The organism is Halomonas sp. H5 (assembly GCF_050613175.1).
Taxonomy (GTDB): domain Bacteria; phylum Pseudomonadota; class Gammaproteobacteria; order Pseudomonadales; family Halomonadaceae; genus Bisbaumannia; species Bisbaumannia salifodinae.
This window is the reverse complement of sequence record NZ_CP192510.1, coordinates 1,855,449-1,870,765: the sequence shown is the minus strand read 5'-3', so window position 1 is coordinate 1,870,765 and position 15,317 is coordinate 1,855,449. Positions and strand designations below refer to the sequence as shown.

At 64.2% G+C, this 15,317-nt stretch carries 17 protein-coding genes and 1 pseudogene; 8 read left to right on the top strand and 10 right to left on the bottom strand.

Annotation, left to right across the window (positions count from 1 at the left end; all coding sequences use genetic code 11):
• Positions 1 to 7: 7 nt before the first annotated feature.
• From ACQ1W9_RS08690 to ACQ1W9_RS08665, 6 genes are all read right to left on the bottom strand, one after another.
• Complete coding sequence (locus tag ACQ1W9_RS08690; RefSeq protein ID WP_346063585.1) at positions 8 to 1,396, bottom strand: hypothetical protein; 1,389 nt, start codon at positions 1,394 to 1,396, stop codon at positions 8 to 10.
• A 690-nt stretch (positions 1,397 to 2,086) separates the two neighbouring features.
• On the bottom strand, positions 2,087 to 3,163 hold the full coding sequence (locus tag ACQ1W9_RS08685; RefSeq protein ID WP_346063584.1) for an AAA family ATPase: 1,077 nt from the start codon (positions 3,161 to 3,163) through the stop codon (positions 2,087 to 2,089).
• Positions 3,160 to 4,080, bottom strand: coding sequence for a toprim domain-containing protein (locus ACQ1W9_RS08680; protein ID WP_431026220.1), 921 nt, complete (start codon positions 4,078 to 4,080; stop codon positions 3,160 to 3,162). The genes ACQ1W9_RS08685 and ACQ1W9_RS08680 overlap by 4 nt, the downstream gene beginning before the upstream one ends.
• A gap of 3 nt (positions 4,081 to 4,083) precedes the next feature.
• Positions 4,084 to 4,329, bottom strand: a complete 246-nt coding sequence (locus tag ACQ1W9_RS08675) for a helix-turn-helix transcriptional regulator (RefSeq protein WP_431026219.1) — start codon at positions 4,327 to 4,329, stop codon at positions 4,084 to 4,086.
• A 78-nt stretch (positions 4,330 to 4,407) separates the two neighbouring features.
• Entirely contained in the window at positions 4,408 to 5,025 is a 618-nt protein-coding gene (locus ACQ1W9_RS08670; protein WP_431026218.1) for a hypothetical protein, read from the bottom strand.
• Positions 5,022 to 6,296 carry a tyrosine-type recombinase/integrase gene (locus ACQ1W9_RS08665; RefSeq protein ID WP_431026217.1) on the bottom strand — a complete coding sequence of 425 codons (1,275 nt, stop codon included), beginning with the start codon at positions 6,294 to 6,296 and terminating at the stop codon, positions 5,022 to 5,024. The genes ACQ1W9_RS08670 and ACQ1W9_RS08665 overlap by 4 nt, the downstream gene beginning before the upstream one ends.
• Before the next feature lie 244 nt (positions 6,297 to 6,540).
• Between ACQ1W9_RS08665 and ACQ1W9_RS08660 the strand changes: the two genes are divergently transcribed.
• Positions 6,541 to 7,662, top strand: a complete 1,122-nt coding sequence (locus ACQ1W9_RS08660) for an FUSC family protein (RefSeq protein WP_431026216.1) — start codon at positions 6,541 to 6,543, stop codon at positions 7,660 to 7,662.
• Entirely contained in the window at positions 7,659 to 9,230 is a 1,572-nt protein-coding gene (nadB, locus tag ACQ1W9_RS08655) for an L-aspartate oxidase (RefSeq protein ID WP_431026215.1), read from the top strand. Before ACQ1W9_RS08660 ends, nadB begins: the two co-directional genes overlap by 4 nt.
• Here nadB and ACQ1W9_RS08650 read toward each other — a convergent pair.
• Both ACQ1W9_RS08650 and ACQ1W9_RS08645 read right to left on the bottom strand, forming a co-directional pair.
• Positions 9,227 to 9,628, bottom strand: a complete 402-nt coding sequence (locus ACQ1W9_RS08650) for a protein YgfX (RefSeq protein WP_431026214.1) — start codon at positions 9,626 to 9,628, stop codon at positions 9,227 to 9,229. The genes nadB and ACQ1W9_RS08650 overlap by 4 nt on opposite strands.
• Complete coding sequence (locus ACQ1W9_RS08645; protein ID WP_431026213.1) at positions 9,588 to 9,881, bottom strand: succinate dehydrogenase assembly factor 2; 294 nt, start codon at positions 9,879 to 9,881, stop codon at positions 9,588 to 9,590. Before ACQ1W9_RS08645 ends, ACQ1W9_RS08650 begins: the two co-directional genes overlap by 41 nt.
• Positions 9,882 to 10,072: 191 nt before the next feature.
• On the opposite strand from ACQ1W9_RS08645, the gene ACQ1W9_RS08640 reads away from it, so the two are divergent.
• The 3 genes and pseudogenes from ACQ1W9_RS08640 to lapB form a co-directional block, all read left to right on the top strand.
• The gene (locus ACQ1W9_RS08640) at positions 10,073 to 10,369 is read left to right on the top strand and encodes an integration host factor subunit beta (protein ID WP_230086121.1); all 297 of its coding nucleotides are present in this window, start codon (positions 10,073 to 10,075) and stop codon (positions 10,367 to 10,369) included.
• 53 nt (positions 10,370 to 10,422) lie between these two features.
• A complete protein-coding gene (locus tag ACQ1W9_RS08635; RefSeq protein ID WP_431026212.1) occupies positions 10,423 to 10,728 on the top strand; it encodes a lipopolysaccharide assembly protein LapA domain-containing protein in 306 nt (101 codons plus the stop codon).
• A pseudogene (lapB, locus tag ACQ1W9_RS08630) lies at positions 10,729 to 11,847 on the top strand (lipopolysaccharide assembly protein LapB); the annotation flags it as partial.
• A gap of 125 nt (positions 11,848 to 11,972) precedes the next feature.
• Here the strand turns inward: lapB and pyrF are convergent.
• Positions 11,973 to 12,674 carry an orotidine-5'-phosphate decarboxylase gene (gene pyrF / locus ACQ1W9_RS08625; RefSeq protein ID WP_431026211.1) on the bottom strand — a complete coding sequence of 234 codons (702 nt, stop codon included), beginning with the start codon at positions 12,672 to 12,674 and terminating at the stop codon, positions 11,973 to 11,975.
• Positions 12,675 to 12,900: 226 nt separating this feature from the next.
• Here pyrF and ACQ1W9_RS08620 point away from each other — a divergent pair, with 226 nt between their 5' ends.
• Entirely contained in the window at positions 12,901 to 13,167 is a 267-nt protein-coding gene (locus tag ACQ1W9_RS08620; RefSeq protein WP_431026210.1) for a ComEA family DNA-binding protein, read from the top strand.
• Between the two features lie 130 nt (positions 13,168 to 13,297).
• On the opposite strand, the gene ACQ1W9_RS08615 is transcribed toward ACQ1W9_RS08620, so the two are convergent.
• Entirely contained in the window at positions 13,298 to 14,059 is a 762-nt protein-coding gene (locus ACQ1W9_RS08615) for an SDR family oxidoreductase (RefSeq protein ID WP_431026209.1), read from the bottom strand.
• 180 nt (positions 14,060 to 14,239) lie between these two features.
• Between ACQ1W9_RS08615 and ACQ1W9_RS08610 the strand changes: the two genes are divergently transcribed.
• Positions 14,240 to 14,746 carry an FxsA family protein gene (locus ACQ1W9_RS08610; protein WP_431026208.1) on the top strand — a complete coding sequence of 169 codons (507 nt, stop codon included), beginning with the start codon at positions 14,240 to 14,242 and terminating at the stop codon, positions 14,744 to 14,746.
• 211 nt (positions 14,747 to 14,957) lie between these two features.
• Complete coding sequence (locus ACQ1W9_RS08605; RefSeq protein ID WP_195859678.1) at positions 14,958 to 15,251, top strand: co-chaperone GroES; 294 nt, start codon at positions 14,958 to 14,960, stop codon at positions 15,249 to 15,251.
• The last annotated feature ends 66 nt before the right edge of the window (positions 15,252 to 15,317 follow it).

Below are 15,317 nucleotides of genomic sequence, written 5' to 3'. Positions count from 1 at the left end.
TACCTCGTTAAAGCCAGGAGCGGATAGGTACATAGGGTTTTACTTGCCCATGTAGTGCGATAAGACCCGCCACAGCGTTTGCACGGTCATCATGGGCACCGGGCGCATGGTCAACGGAATCGCGCCCAGCGCGGCTAGTGCGCCGCTCTAGGGTCGTCCACTGCTGAATCATGCGTTCATCAGGGGGAAGCTCGACACGCTCGCTAGCAATTGCGGGCAGGGAGTCGATATAGAGTTCGCTCCGAACCTTTGGGGAATGCTCGGCGGTAATGCCATGCTTGCCAAACTCATCGGCAGGCCACGATCCGCCATATTTGTCCAGGTTGATGCGCTTGACGTTGTATTCCCTGAGGACGCCGGAATACCGCGCTGTAATCTCTGCCGGGACACCTCGGGCAGCGTCTACGCGGTCGATGCAGAGTATGTCGCCTTCACGGTGGCCGATGGCCATGGTGTATTCATCCTTGCCGCCACCTGCAGGATCCACGAACGCCACATATCCATAACGGCTGTCATAGGGGCGGACCAGTGGCGAGGGGCGGGTTACAGACTCCAGGGCCTCCAGGGTGACGAAGGATTCAACGTCTGTGCGGAACTCGGCCCCATACTCGGCCCGGGCCGACGCTTCATCACGGTGGTATGCACGAGTGATTACCCGCTGGGGCAAACTCGGGTTCATGATGCGGGTTGGCGCCTGGGCAACGAGGATCGGTCCATCTTGGCCAAAGTGGCGCTTGTATGTCTCCCACAGTTCGCCGCGGCGGGCATAGGGCGATGATAGGCAGATCAACTTACCGTTGAGAGTGGCCAGCCCTGGACGGATGGCATCGATAATCTCTCGGTCGGGGTTGGCGCTATCTTCACTGCGCCAAAAGGCGATCTCATCGGCAATGACTGCGCAGAAGCTATAGCCACGGGTTGAGCGGAAAGACGCGGTGCCGACTTCGATAACCGTGCGGTTGCTCAGCTCAATGCCTTCCTTGTCCTCACGAACAATCATGCTTGAAAGCATCGGGTTGCTGTGCAGCAAGCCGACAACGTAACGGAACACTGAGCGGGCTTGCTTGCGGTCGGCGGCCAGGACGGCACAGGTCGCCACTTCACCAGGGCTAAGGCGGTCGGAATAGTCGTGAAAGGCTGCAATGAAAACGGCCAGCAGGGCCGCACACTGGCTTTTACCACCACGGCGGCCCACTACCAGCCAAAGCTCCTCGCAAGCCTCCTTAGGGCTGCTTGAGCGGCGTGTAATGCTATGGAAGATGCGCCGTTCCTCTCGGTTCAGCGCCAGGCCGTAGAAGCCACACAACAGGGACGTCCAGGGCGCCCAGCTATCACCGCTGAATTGATCCCCAAACAATGCCGGGTCGGTCATAACGTCGCGAATACTGACGCTCATGCCTGCCCCCGGTTAGCCAAGTATGTCTGGAGGTCGGGAATGTCCTTTGCCTTCCTGTCTAGTCCGAGTGTCTTAAGCAGCCCTTGAAGGCTGTTAACGGCCTGCGTCATACGACCTAGGTCCACATCCTCACCACGGGCTAGCGCCGCTTCCATCTGCTCGATGACAGCCTCTTGCCACAGCGCCCTGCGCGCCAAGCTGCGACGCTGATAGCTCAGGTTCTCGTGGCCACCTAGATCGGTGGTCAGGGCGCTGTACCGCTGGCGGACTGCTTGAGCAAGTCGGGTGCGCCCGTCTAGTCGCTCAAGCCAGTCGTGGGAGTAGTCGTTAGGTAGTGCGGATTGCTTGGCCATATAGGTGCCTATCTCGGGGATATTTGCTCCATATCTGGTACCTATTTTATGACTCTCAAAGATATTTCATATATGACAGTAACTTGAATGTCTTTTAGGGAGACTACATATCCCTTTGATAGCCAGGCAGGTGGGGTGTTGCGGGGGTAGTGCCTATACATACATCGCTGTTTGTTGTCCGACTGGACAACTTCTCTAGGAGCACCAAACATTCCGAAACCAATTCCGAAATTGTTCCGAAACACTTCCGAAACATCCGAAAAGCCCGCTCCGAACCGTTCCGGTTTCCTTAACCGGACGGATCGGTATTTCGGAATTCGGAATCGGACATGGGTTTTCATGGCAGGAGAGCATGAGGCGGCCGGAGAATTACGGAGCCATGCTCGGCCAGCTTGTCCTTCACCTCACCCCACCGGTTCGGCTTGAACAGCCCTGCGTCGATACAGGCTTGGCGCCAGTGGGCGATCTCCACCAAAGGGGGGCGCTCCGCTCCGCCCAGCCGCTCGGCATAATCTGAATACAGCCGTTCCAGCTCACGAAGGGCGGCGGTCTGGTTCTTGCCCCTCCCTGCAGCACCTTTCTTGGGCGGCATATAAGCGGAATCCAATGGCCGGGGGACGCAGCTCCATACCTCCCCGCCTTCCTCGTCGCTCAGGGGCAGGAGAACCCCCTCGAGCTTGAAGGCCTGCAGCCCTGGCGGCTCAGAGTCTTTCATCTCGGTGGCCTCCATGAGCACGGTCCCCAGCTCGTCGCGCTCGACCTTGAATGCCGAATCAATGGCACCCGTGAGGGCGACAGAGCCACGGGCACCCCGGGACTGGTCCTTGCCGGTGTGATGAACCACCAGGACAGTGGCCCTCCAGCGCTGGCGGATCCGGTCGAGGTGCTGGACGAAGGTGTTCATGTCCTGCGTCGAGTTCTCGTCACCGCCGAAGTTACGGGCCAGGGTGTCGACGACGATCAGTGCCGGGGGACCGTGGCGCTCGGCCAAGGTATCGATTGCGACCTGCACTTGGGTCGTTGCGATCTCATCGGTCAAGGGCTGCGCAGAGTTAGAGACGGCTATGGGCGCCTTCGAGAGATCAATCTCTCTGCTGATCCCCCATGCCATGAAACGGCGCGCCAGTCCGTTGTGACCCTCGCCGGCCAGGTAGAACACAGTCGCCTGCTTGACCTGATGGCCATGCCAGGGGGTGCCGGTGGCCACACAGCAGGCCCAGTCGATCGCCAGGAAGGATTTCCCGCACTTGGGAGGGCCATAGATCAGCCCCAGGCTGTCGGCCTCTAGATGACCCTTGATGAGCCAGTCCGGTGGCCTGACATTGGAGAGCATGTCACCAACCATGGTGAAGCCGGGACTTGGCAGCTTCTCCGCCGCGGCCTTGGTCGCAGGATCCAGGAGCAAGTTCGTCATAGAAGAAGGCCTCCCTGCCACAGGTCGTTGAAGTCGATGGCAGCGTCCGGCTGGACGGGGCTGGGGGCCGGCCATACGCACTGACCGCCCACTGCTTCCGCCGCGGCCTTGCCGTGGGTCACGCCTGGGTTATTCGGTCGGTGAATGTCGTTGTCTGCCATGATCACGATCGGCACGTCGGGATAGCGATTGCGCAGGTTCAAGGCCACGGGCTTAAGATTCCCGCAGTCCATCGCTGCTGCCACCGCGCAGCCATACGCCAGGTGAATACTGATCGCCGTGGCCACGCCTTCGCAGACCACTAGGCGGTCGCCGATGTGACCGATGGCGAAATAGGCGCCCTGCTTCTTCGCGCCAGCCAGGAAGCGCTTGCGGCCATCAGGGTCGATGGTCTGGTAATTGACGATGCGCCGCCCGTCGGTCATCGCCGCCACCAACTTCGAGCCCTGCTGCTTTAGGCCGATGGGTTTGATCTTCTTCTTCACCAAGTACGGGTGACCGGAATCGGCCCAGGGCAACCGATGGGTAGCCTGCCGGGCACTCTCGGCGGCCTGGGCCCTTCTGCGCTCGTCCCTGGCCTTGCGCTCATGCTTACGGCGCTCGGCCTCCATACGGGCTTTGGTGGCCGTCTCGGGATCAATGGGCCCCTTGGCAAAGACGTTGTGCTGTTCGCCGGTACCCCAATCACCCCAAACAGCGAAGTCGTGATGGCAGACGTACCAGATACGCTTGTTGCCGCGCTTGCCGTCCGGGTGATCGTGGCGGTGAATCTCGCCATCGGCGACGATACTGGTCGAGACACCAGTCTGTGCTAAAATTGCATCAGCCAGCTTGGCCTCGATAGCGAGTTGGTCCGAGAACGCTTTGTGAACCGCCCACGCTCCCCCAAGCGTCGGCGGTTTTCTTTGTGCTGTCATGGCTCATACCTCCTCGCTAGTGGAGGTACAAGCATTCGCCTCGAGCCAGGCAAGAACATCGTCGGCGCGGTAGCGAACATGCCGGCCGAGTTTGCACCACTTCGGGCCTTCGCCGGCCCAGCGGGCACGCTCACACCAGGCGGTAGACTTGCCAAGATAGTTGGCAAGGTCGCGCTGATTAAGGAGTTTGGGAAGGGCTACGGTGGCTTCCGGGGGGAGGTTCCCAGTTTGGTAAGTCGTATCTGTCATTGAATTGGCCTCATTCGTGTTTGAACAAGACCAGATTCAGGTTTTAGCAACTCCTCGCGGGGGACAGAAAAGGCCGGTTTATGTGTCTCGTGGGTTGAAAGCAGAACCCCTTCCATTCGCCCGCTGGTAAGCCTTCTTTACGTTGGTGTCGGTAAACACCCCCCCTTTATCGTTTAAAATACCTCGCTCATTCAGGCATTCGCTTACAATATCGGCGGCTGTTATTGTTCGGCTGCTTTCACCATGCAAACTATCGACATAAAGATTTGCAATGTTAACGCATGCGACAATCACGCCTTCTCTGGTAACAGCACCATCCACCCTCTCTCCCCGTGCAGACGGGGGCTTTTCCCCATGAAGGAATCTAGCCGCAAATCCCCCCAGTTCCGACGGAATCGGGATGCCGTCGCGGCTAAGAAGCTCCATCAGACGGATGCACGAAAGGTAGGCCTCCCTGTCTTTCAGTGCGTGACTCAATAGAACATCAAGCCTTTCCCTCCATGCTCGCTCGAATTCCTCGCCCTCTTTCGTACCACGGTGGTTTATAGCAACCACCATGGAGACGTGGATTGAATGCGCTGCCCACAGCTTTAGCTCTCGATCTTCCGGCAGCGGCTCTTTGATGAAGTGGTCGCCCATGAAATCAAGGAAGCTGTGAACGGCACGCCTTGCCTGCTCTTGCGCCTTTAGGCTCATGCCCGCGTCCTCAACTCAACCACCTGAGCCCCCGGCTCCGGCTGCCCCTTCACCATGCGGTGGAGCATTTCCAGGGCCTCCAACTTCTCGTCAAAGAACTCATGGTGCTGATAGTGCTTGCGCTGCACGGTGCCCATGCCATGGCTCAGCAGGTGCGCCAGCACGTCAGATGACACGCGGTAAGGCTTGGCGATCAGGCGCGTCTCGCAGGTGGCGCGGATCGAGCCGGCGGTGAAGGGGCCATTCTCAAGCTCGTCGGCGCCCTTCATCTCGGCACAGATGCGTTTAGCGATGTCGTTCAGGAAGGCGTTATGGATGGGCGTCCGGCCTCCGTCGCAACTGAAGACATACTCACCCCCATCGGTGATGCGATCGATGGCGTCCAGGGCCTCCGGCAACAGAGGGATGATGTGGACTCGAGGCTCGGTCCTGCGCCCCTTATAGTCGAGAATGCGCATAGACGGCGCGTCCCGGTCGATGTCGGCCAGGGTCACGCGGGCGAGCTGCTGCTGGCGCTGGCCGCCGGTCAGGACGTGAAGCATGGCCAGCGAGCGGTGGGGCTCGGGAAGGGCCTGCACGCGCCGCCAGTAGGCCCTGAACTCGGCCAGAGACAGCGCCCGGTCCTTGGCCTTGCTGCTGCCCTTCACCTTGCGCATGTCGCGGGCAGGATTGAAGGTGATCTTGAGCCGACGCATCGATGCTGGCATATTCGCGTCGCCATGGGCGTTGATGGCCTCGCTGTAGGCGGTGCGAATATAGCTGCGGATCTTGTCCGCCTGCCGCGGCTTCTTGGCATCTACCAGGGCACCAACGATGACCATGCAGTCATGGAGATCAATCTCGGCAGCGGGCTTGGCCCACAGGCGCGGGTGAGCATTCTCGATATCGCGGGCAATCTGGTTCTTGACGTTGCGCGCCGACACCTTGCCCTGGCTCTCCAGTAGCTCGACATAGGCGGCCATCAGGTCCCCAAGCGTTGGCGCGGTCGCGGCGGTAGCGTGCTTGGGTGGGCTCGGATCCTGGCCCAGCTCCAGCATGGAGGCGATGCGCTTGGCGTCCTTGCGGGCCGTCTCAGCCGTCACCTTGCCCAGCTTGCCGATGGTGACCTTCTTCGCTTTGCCGTGGAGTCGGCCTTGATAGAAGAAGGTGCGGGAGCCGCCCGGCGAGACGCGGACGCCGAAACCCACGATGTCGCTGTCCCAGACGATGATCTGCTTGTCCGGTTCGGGCGCCAGAGCCTCCACAGTGGTCTTGCTCAGCTTCAGTTTCATGGCGAGTCCCTCGGCGGGATATGTAGTGGATATGTAGCAGCCGACCTCAAAACTACGTGCGCCTCCTAGGGACTCAGTATAGGATAAGGTATTGAGAAATGGCAATTCTGTGGTGCTACATAAAACTGATTCAAAGGAGGGCATATGGACTTAAAATCTCTCGGTGGCAACACCGTGCCGGTTCGAGCCCGGCTCCGGGCACCATCATCGATTCGATGAGCCATTCGCTCCGGGGCACCCTTCGATGACATCGTTTCGCCTACGCGACCCCTACTTCAACTACCGTCACAGGCGGCCCATTCATGCGCTGCGTATCTGTGCCGCGGTGGCGATCACCTATCTGATCATCACCCTGTTGCCGATTCCGCATGGCAGCTGGGCCCTGGTCAGCACCGTCATGGTCATGGGCAACCTGCCGCATATCGGCGGCGTCCTGGACAAGGCCAAACAGCGCCTGCTGGGCACCGTCCTCGGCGTCGGCTGGGGCGTGCTGGCCACCCTGGTGCCCGACCCGCCCCCCGGCCTGCTGCCCGCCTGGCTCCTGCTCGGCATCGCCCTGGCCACCTATATCACCTTCGGCAAGCGCCACGCCTATGGCGGCCTGATGTTCTCCATCAGCCTGCTACTGGTGGCCGGTGACGGTCACCAGGACCTGTCGCTCGCCCTCTGGCGGGGTTTCGACGTGCTGCTGGGCTCCTGCGTGGGCCTGACGGTGACCCTGGTCCTGCTGCCCCAGAAGGCCACCGATGTGCTGCGCTTCCTGCTCGCCGAGAACCTGGACACCATGGCCCGGCTCTACCACGCCCACACCAGCGCCACTACGGCCTCCGGTCCCGATACCCGCGAGCTGCTCAAGACCACCAGCGGCCTGCTGGTCAAGCAGCGCGGCCTGGTGGACGCCATCCACAGCGAGCGCCGCCTCAAGCGCCGCGAGCTGGATGGCCTGATCTCCCTGCAGCGGCGCATGCTCTCCACCATCGAGCTGCTGCTGGAGAGCCACTGGAACACCCGCTCCGGCCATGAACGCATCGAAGCCATGACGGGACTCAGGGAGACCCAGCATACCCTGGCCCGAGTCCTGGGCAGCCTGGCCTACCAGGTGCGCACCGGCCACCCCATCCAGGTGGACAACATCACCTTCGATCTCCAGCGTTACGCCGATCAGGCCCAGGGCGGACGCACCGAGGATGGTCGGCTGCTCTTCAGCCCCAGTGGTTACCTGTGGTTGAATCGAGAACTGGCGCGCCTGACCCAGGCCCTGGCCGCGGATCTCGGCAAGCTGCGCCGCCTGCCCAGCCGGCGCCTGAGGCGCCGCGCCAAACGCCATACCCTGATTACCCCAGCCAAGGAGAAGCGCCGCCCATGAGCTCCCCCGCCGAACGCGTCCTGGTCATCGGCGGCGGCGTCGCCGGCCTCGCCCTGGCGCTGGACCTGGCCGATCATCGCCCCGTCACCCTGCTGCGCCCGGCCAGCGACGACGCCGGCGCCAGCCGCTGGGCCCAGGGCGGCATCGCCGCGGTGCTGGACCCCGCCGACGATACCCAGGCCCATGTGGCGGACACCCTGATCGCGGGTGCCGGCCTGTGCGACGAGGCCGCCGTGCGCTTTACCGTGGAGCAGGGGCCGGCGGCCATCGCCTGGCTGCTCGAGCTCGGCGTGCCCTTTACCCGGGACCCGCGGCCCGAGGCGCCCTACCCCTATCATCTGACCCGGGAGGGTGGCCACGGCGCCCGGCGCATCATCCATGCCGAGGATGCCACCGGTCGCGCGGTGATCGACACCCTGGTCGCCCGGGTAGAGGCCCACCCGCATATCACCCGGCATCCGACGCTGACCGCCATCGGCCTGCTCGCCGATACGAGCGGCGCCTGCCGCGGCGCCCGCTGCCTCGACGACCGAGGCGAAGAGACACTCCTGCTGGCCGGCGACACGGTGCTCGCCAGCGGTGGCGCCAGCGGCCTCTATCGCCACACTACCAGCCCCTGCCCCACCCGCGGCGAGGGGATGCTGATGGCCGCGGAACTCGGCGCCCGGCTGATGAACCTGGAGTTCCAGCAGTTCCACCCCACCTGCCTCTACGACCCTCAGGGCGCGCCCTTCTTGATCAGCGAGGCGGTGCGCGGCGAGGGTGGCATCCTGCGCAACCGGGCCGGCGAGCGCTTTATGCCGGCCATCGACCCGCGGGCCGAGCTGGCGCCCCGGGATATCGTCGCCCGAGCCATCGACGCCCAGATCCAGCACGATGACGGCGAGCATGTGTGGCTGGATATCAGCCACCTGCCGGCCCAGACGATCCAGCACCTCTTTCCCACCATCCACGCCCACTGCCTGGGTCGCGGCCTGGATATCACCCGGGCGCCGATCCCGGTGGTGCCCGCCGCCCACTACAGCTGCGGCGGCGTGGTCACCGACCTGGAGGGCGCCACCGAGGTGGCGCACCTGTATGCCATCGGCGAGGTGGCGGCCACCGGCTTGCATGGCGCCAACCGCATGGCCAGCAACTCCCTGCTGGAGTGCCTGGTCTTCGCCCGGGCCGCGGCCCGAGCCTTGCGCCAGCCGCCCCTCGACTGGCAGCCCCCCGAGCCACTGGCCTCGGCGACCGGGCCGGCGGTAGCGCCGGACACCATAGCGGCCCTGCAGGAAGAACTCGGCGAGGTAATGAGTCGCCGGGTCGCCATCGTCCGCGACGACGCCGGCCTGGCCGAGGCCGACAGCCAGCTGCGCGAGCTAGGGGAGCGGGTCACCCACCTCTGGCACCATCACAGGCCCAGCCCGGCGCTGGCCAGTCTCTGGCACTCGCTGCGCCTGGCACGCCTCACCGTGCGCCTGGCCCAGGCGCGCCGGGAGTCCCGGGGCTTGCATTTCAATCGCGATTGCCCGGATACCGCCACCGAGGCCAGGCCCTCGACGATCCGCCTGGGCGATCTCGACTAGATCATCCCACGACGCACAACCAGCAGCCGCCGCAGTCGGCGCCGCGCATCGGTACCGGCGCTATCCGGCCACACCCAGAACCGTCGGCGCCCCAGACGCAGGCCAATCAGCCAAGGCCCCAGGTAGTCGCAGCGCAGGCCGACACGCCGCCACTCGCCTCGCGGCTCGGCCCACTCCCACTCGCCACCCTCGCCGATGGGCACGAAACGCAGCCGCCCGCCAGGGCGGCGCCTGGCCTGCCAGCCGAACGCCACCACAAACGACAGCGCCGCCAGGGCGGCAATCCCCGGCGGCGCATGCAAGGCCAACAACACAAGAGTGCCGCCACCGATCACCAGCGGCGGCAGCAGCGCCAGCCTAGAGGGCGCGAAACTGATCGCGATCGCCGTGCTCGGCATGCTCGATGATCCGGGTGACGATGCGCTGCAGTGCCGGTGCTTCGGGGGGCTCGCGACGCATCAGCCAGACGAACAGGTCCTGGTCCTCCTCCTCCAGCAAGGCCCGGTAGGCCGCGCGATCGTCGGCATCAAGCTCGCCGTAACACCGCTCGAGAAAGGGCACCAGCAGCAGATCCAGCTCCCACATGCCACGCCGGGAGTGCCAGTAGAGCCGCTTGCGCTCGACATCTTCTAAGGGGGTCGCTTCGCTCAAGAGAGAACCTCGGACAAGTCTTGGGAATGTCCACGCATTATAACCGAGGCGGCGGCCGCGAGCCCAAACCTCGCCCCTCACCGCCCCCCTTTCGATCATCGTGTTGTAGTTCGTTGTTTTATCACGATTTGCGCAGTATGCTGAGTACAAACAAGAGCCGCAGACACGGCATTGCCCTTGGAGAAACGCCGATGACCAAGTCCGAGTTGATCGAGCAGATCGCCATGCGACAGCCGGAGCTGTCGATCAAGGAAGTCGAGGCCGCCGTCAGAATCATTCTCGACGACATCACCAATACCCTGGCCGACGGGGGCCGCGTCGAGATCCGCGGCTTCGGCAGCTTCTCCCTGCACTATCGGGAGCCGCGGGTCGGCCGCAACCCCAAGACCGGCGATCCGGTCGCCCTGGACGGTAAATTCGTGCCACACTTCAAGCCCGGCAAGGAGCTGCGCGAGCAGGTCAATGCCAGCCGTGCCCTGGGATACTGAGGGCGAAGGGGCGCCCTGCGCCATGACGACAGACACGATTCGAAGGAAGCTCCATGCGTTGGTTAAAAGGCGTCATCCTGGCCATTCTCCTGGTGGCGGTGCTGTTGATCGGCATCCTCTTCGCCGTCAACAATCAGCAGGCCCTGCCCCTCAACCTGATCTGGGTCGAACTCCCTCCCGCCTCCCTCTCGGTATGGCTGCTGGCCGCCCTGGCCTGTGGCGTGCTGCTGGGGATGCTCGCCATGACCGGTGTCTACCTGCGCCTGCGCACCCTGCTGACTCGCGCCCAGCGCCATAACCAGCAGCAGCGCAAGGAACTGGACCGGCTGCGCGTCCAGGAGCTCAAGGAACTGCCCTGAATGATGGATCTTCTGCTGCTGGCCCTGTTGTTGGCAGCGGTGGCCATCGGCTGGTGGCTGGGCCGACGCAGTGTCGCGAGCCACGTGGGGGAAACCTCCCAGGGGCGCCTGTCCCGGGACTATTTCGTGGGGCTCAACTTCCTGCTTAACGAGGAGCCCGACCGTGCCATCGAGACCTTCGTCAACGCCCTGGAGGTCAACAGCGACACCATCGAGACCCATATCGCCCTGGGCAGCCTGTTTCGCGCCCGGGGCGAAGCCGACCGCTCGGTAAAGATCCATCAGAACCTGCTGGCGCGCCCGACCCTGACCCCTGCCCAGGGGCAGCGGGTGCAGCTCGAACTCTCCCGCGATTTCCTCAAGCTCGGCCTCCACGACCGCGCCGAACGCCTGCTGCAGGGACTGATTCGCGAGGCCCAGGACGAGGAACTGCGCCTGGCCGCCAAGCGCCTGCTGGTGGACCTGCTGGAGCGGGAGAAGGCCTGGCAGGCGGCCGTCGAGGTGGCGGTTCCGGAACTGGTGCGCCAACAGGAGGGATTGCGCCGCGCCGCCAGCCATTGGCTCTGCGAACTCGCCGAGCAGGAACTGCAGGGCGCCAGCCCCGGTCCGGCCCGCAAGCACCTGCGCCAGGCACTCGGCATCGACGCCCAGTGCGTGCGGGCCACCTGGCTGCTGGCCCGCCTCGAGCACGATACCGGCCACTACAAGGCCGAGGCCAAGCTGCTCAGGCGCATCCCCGACCAGGACCTCGATTTCGCCCCCCTCATCCTCGAGCCCCTGGCGGAGGCCTACCGCCGCCTGGAGGACCCGCAGGGCTTCGAGGCCTATCTGCAGACGCTGATCGGGCGTGCGCCCTTCACCAGCGCCTTGCTGGCCCTGGCCCAGAGCCATCAACGACGGGAAGGTAATGCCGCCGCCGAGGCCTTTATTCGCGAGCAACTGGCGAGCACTCCCAGCCTGCGCGCCCTGGACTATCTGATGGATCTCTATGCACGCAATGCCGACGCCGCGGAGCGGGAGCGCATCGAGCTGCTCAAGCAGCACACCCAGGCGCTACTGGCTCGCCACCCGCGCTATCGCTGTCGAAGCTGCGGCTTTTCCGGCGAACAGCTGCACTGGCAGTGCCCCAGTTGTCGTCAGTGGGGCACCACCAAGCCCATTACCGGCATCGAAGGGGAGTGATCGGGCAGCGGCCAGGTTGGCCGCCCCCTCTTAACGCTCTCAGCAGAATCGAAGGGAAGGGATCAGGCCCCGGCCAACTCCGCCTCGATAGCGGCCAGGGCCGCCATGGGCTCGTCGGCCTGGGTGACCGGCCGCCCCACCACCAGGTGGGTACTGCCCGCCGCCATGGCCTGAGCCGGGGTCAGGACACGCCGCTGATCCCCTGTCTCGGCGAAGCTGGGGCGAATGCCCGGCGTCACCTTGAGGAAGGCATCACCGCACAGCTCGCGGAGCCGCGCCGCTTCCTGGGCCGAGCAGACCACCCCATCCATGCCGCTGGCCTGGGCCAACTGCGCCAGATGCTCCACCTGCTGGGCCGGCGAGACCGCCACCCCCACCTCGGCGAGATCCTCCGCCTCCATGCTGGTCAGCACGGTGACGGCAATCAGCTGGGTCGAGAGGCGATGCCGGTCGAGTCGCTCCCGGGCCGCCTCCATCATCCGCCGACCGCCCCCGGCATGCACATTGACCATCCATACCCCCAGCTCCGCCGCCGCCTGAACGGCACCGGCCACGGTGTTGGGAATATCGTGGAACTTGAGATCGAGGAATACCTCGAAGCCGCGGCCATGTAGGGCCTCCAGCACGTCGGGCCCGCTACGGGTAAAGAGCTCCTTGCCCACCTTGAGCCGGCAACGCGCCGGGTCGAGCTGGTCGGCCAGGCACAGGGCCGCATCCAGGGACGGGAAATCCAGGGCAATGATCAGGGGGGAGTCGGTGGACATGGGGGCGGGCATCTCCTCGGCGTATCAATGGCGCCTTAGTATACCAGTCCATTGCTCAGGAGGGGGATCGCCTACGGGCTCCGCAGCCTGGCCTCGCGGAGACTATCCGAGATAGCGGACATCCCTTATGGCAGGTTGCGCACGGGCAATACCGGTGCCGCGGACTAGGGTTAAAACGTCACATCGAGTGACAGGATGTAAATACACCGTCACGGAGGACTTCGCCATGACGACCCTGATTCGCAGCCTGCTCTTCGCCCTGCTGGTGGGCCTGGCCCCGCTGGCCCTGGCCCAGGAGATGGCCCCCATCAACGTCAATCAGGCCGATGCGGAAATGCTCGCCGAACTGCCCGGCATCGGCGCCGCCAAGGCCCAGGCCATTATCGAGGACCGCGAGGCCAATGGCCCCTTCAGCGACCCTGACGACCTGACCCGGGTCAGCGGCATCGGCCCGGCCACCGTGGAGACCATGCGCGATCAACTGGAGTTCTGACCCACGCCCGGGGGCCGCCGCCCCCGGGCTCCTTCCTCTCTCCGATCAGCTCCTTAGGCTGCCGTCATTCTCGATAACCAGGCCAGTGAAGAAGCTGACGTTATCGAAGATCCCGGAGGCCTCTCTCCGATCAGATCCTCAGGCCGCCATCACACTCGATGACCCGGCCGGTGAAGTAGGTATTGTTGAAGATAAAGGCCACGCTCTCGGCGATATCCTCCGGCCGGCCCAGTTGGCCCAGGGGAATCCCCTTGGCGATCTTCTCCAGCATCTCGGGGCGAATCGCCGCCGTCATATCGGTCTCGATAAAGCCCGGCGCCACGGCGCCCACCCGCACCCCGTGACGGGCCAGCTCCTTGGCCCAGGTCACGGTCAGCGCCGTCACCCCCGCCTTGGCCGCCGCATAGTTGCTCTGGCCCATGTTACCGGCCCGGGAGATGCTGGAGATATTGACGATCACCCCGCCCCGGCCGGCCTCCACCATCTGCAGGGCCGCCGCCTGGCCGCACAGGAAGACCCCGGTCAGATTGACATCGATCACCTGCTGCCATTGGCTCAGCGAGAGCCCCTTCTCCACCTTGCCCTCCCTGGCCTTGATCAGCAGGCCATCGCGGGTGATACCGGCATTGTTGACCAGCCCCTGCACCGGGCCCATCCGGGTGGCGATATCGCCGAAGGCCTGGGTCACCGAGGCCTCGTCGGCCACGTCGGCGACAAACGCCTGGGCCTCGACCCCGGCCTCGGCCAGGATTCCCACGGCGGCATCCAGGGCCTCGGCCTCGCGATCCAACAGCGCCAGCCGGGCGCCCTGCTGGCCCAGGCGCCGGGCCATGGCCAACCCCAGCCCGCGGGCCCCACCGGTAATGGCGATCACCGCCTTGTCCATCTGCATAAGTGTTCTCCTCAAAATGTCCGGGATGATGACGGAGTCTATCCGCCAACCCACTATTCTTTTGTGCAACGCAGCAACCTCTATAAGCTAGCACGCGTTGAAAAACTCGCACAGGGAGAATGCCTTGAAATCTCGTCTCGCCACCCGCATTTCCTTGCCAACGACATCGCCGGAGGCACCATGCCTTTTCTCCTTCTCTTTACCCTCTTCGCCCTGCTCGACTTCGTGATTCTCTTCTCGGTGGGCAGCCAGATCGGCTTGCTGACCACCCTGCTGATGGTGCTGGCCACCGGCTTTATCGGCCTGCACCTGATTCGCCGCGAGGGCGTCGCCACCCTGGCGCGAGCCCAGGAGCGCTTCGCTCGCGGCGAGGTGCCCACCGGCGAACTGCTCACCGGGGCGGCACTGATCTTCGGCGGCGCCCTGCTGATGGCGCCGGGCTTTCTTTCCGACGGCCTGGGCCTGCTGTGCCTGATTCCCGATGCCCGGCGCCTGCTCGGCAAGGGACTGGCGCGCCTCGGGCTGCGCTTCCAGGCCGCACCGATGGGCGCCGGCACTCGCCAGCGCCCCCAGGCCGACGACTGGCACCAGGCCGGACGTGATAGCGGCGAGCACGCCGCTCGGGCCAACCCCCAGGATGGCCCCCTGGAAGGCGACTTTATTCCCCGTGGCGACGCGCGTCGCTGAGTGGCCCCGGATGAAAATTTTTTCATCCGGGGCCTTGAAAGCCATTCGCCCGCCCCCACTGTTGGGCTAGCAACGGTTTCGGCTCGGCGCCCCGGCGGCGAGCCAACGACACGGAAGGCATTCGCCTTCACTTCGCGGCCCCGCTGCGGAGCCGGTAACGACCACCGTCACGCCAAGCGTGACACAGCCAACCATCAGGAGTGCGTGAGCAATGAATATCCGTCCTCTGCACGATCGCGTCATCATCCGTCGCGTCGAAGAAGAACAGAAGACCGCTGGCGGCATCGTGCTTCCGGGCAATGCCCAGGAAAAACCGACGCGCGGCGAGGTCCTCGCCGTCGGTAACGGCCGGATCCTCGATAACGGCGAAGTGCGCCCCCTGGACGTCAAGGTCGGCGATACCGTGATCTTCAAGGAGGGCTTCGGCGTCGAGAAGCAGAAGATCGACGGCGAAGAGGTCCTGATCATGAGCGAGTCCGATATCCTCGCCGTGGTGGAAGGCTAAGCCCCAGAGTCCGCCAAACGACGTTCAGCGTTCTTGTTTGACAACCGATCAATAGGAAGTAACGAA